This is a genomic window from Streptomyces sp. NPDC005574 (genome assembly GCF_040605435.1).
In the GTDB taxonomy this organism is placed as follows: domain Bacteria; phylum Actinomycetota; class Actinomycetes; order Streptomycetales; family Streptomycetaceae; genus Streptomyces.
This window is the reverse complement of sequence record NZ_JBEXCW010000354.1, coordinates 1-1091: the sequence shown is the minus strand read 5'-3', so window position 1 is coordinate 1091 and position 1091 is coordinate 1. Positions and strand designations below refer to the sequence as shown.

The 1091-nt window shown below is 64.5% G+C and carries 1 protein-coding gene and 1 pseudogene; one reads left to right on the top strand and one right to left on the bottom strand.

Going from position 1 to position 1091, the window contains the following annotated elements; all coding sequences use genetic code 11:
* Nucleotides 1-153: 153 nt before the first annotated feature.
* The gene (istB, locus tag ABZT03_RS44710; protein WP_356050103.1) at nt 154-885 is read left to right on the top strand and encodes an IS21-like element helper ATPase IstB; all 732 of its coding nucleotides are present in this window, start codon (nt 154-156) and stop codon (nt 883-885) included.
* 106 nt (nt 886-991) lie between these two features.
* Here istB and ABZT03_RS44705 read toward each other — a convergent pair.
* Nucleotides 992-1090, bottom strand: a pseudogene (locus ABZT03_RS44705) (IS5/IS1182 family transposase); the annotation flags it as partial.
* Nucleotide 1091: the final 1 nt, after the last annotated feature.

The window sequence follows — 1091 nt, the reverse complement described above, 5'->3', positions numbered from 1 at the left end:
TGACCTCCGCCGGGAACCGGAACCCCTTGTACGACACCGCCGCCCCGGCCTCCACAGCCACCCTCCCCACCCCCACCTGAACGATCTAAACGATCTAAACGATCTAAACGATCTAAACGATCATCCCACAGACCGACCGCGATCAAGTTGACAATGCCCACCAAGCGGCTCAAACTCCCGCATATCCGGCGGTCGTTGACCGATATCATCCCCACCGCGAAGGCCCAACGCTGGGATCCCGCCGAGGTCGTCCGCGTCCTTCTCGCCGAGGAAGCCGCCGGACGCGACCGCGCCAACCTGCACACCCGCCGCAAGCGGGCCGGATTCCCCACCGGCAAGACCTTCGGGGACTGGCATGAGACCAAATCATCCATACCCAGGGCCACTCAGGACGCCCTGAAGAGCCTGGAATGGGTCGGACGCCGGGAGAATTTTTGTATTTGTGGCCCAAGCGGTACTGGAAAGTCGCACTTCACGGAGGCTCTCGGGCAGACCGCCGTCGAAGCCGGCCTGACCGTCGCCTGGTTCACCATCAAGGACCTGGGCGCCCTGGTCCGCCGGCACCGCGCGGACGACTCCATCGCCCGAGCCCTCGCGAAGATCGTCCGCTCGGACCTGATCATCGTCGACGACATCGGACTGCTGCCCGTCTCCGAGGACGCCGCCGAGGGCTTCTACCGCCTGGTCGATGCCGCATATGAGAGGCGTTCGATCGCGGTTTCGAGCAACCTCCATCCGTCTGGATTCGACGAGATCATGCCCAAGACCCTGGCCACCGCGACCGTCGACCGCCTACTTCACCATGCTCACGTCACGGTTACTCAGGGTGATTCGTTCAGATTCACCGAGGCCACCACCGGCAAGGGAGTGAAGCCCTTCAGCTGACCCACACCACCCGAAGGCGGGGAGATATCTGGCCGCCACCGGGGAACTTCCATTGGCCGTCAGTGGGGAGAACTACCGGCCGCCTCTGGGGAGAACTACATGGCCGTTGACAGAGCAGCGCGTTCACGACCTCGCGCAGGTCGCAGGAGCCCGGGTCCCCGGTCGCTGACCGCGCCACCCGCTCCTGCTTCCACGCGGTGACCAGC

Bases quoted from the DNA above. Each gene is read 5' to 3' on its own strand.
- istB (WP_356050103.1), top strand. From the start codon at position 154: ATGCCCACCAAGCGGCTCAAACTCCCGCATATCCGGCGGTCGTTGACC.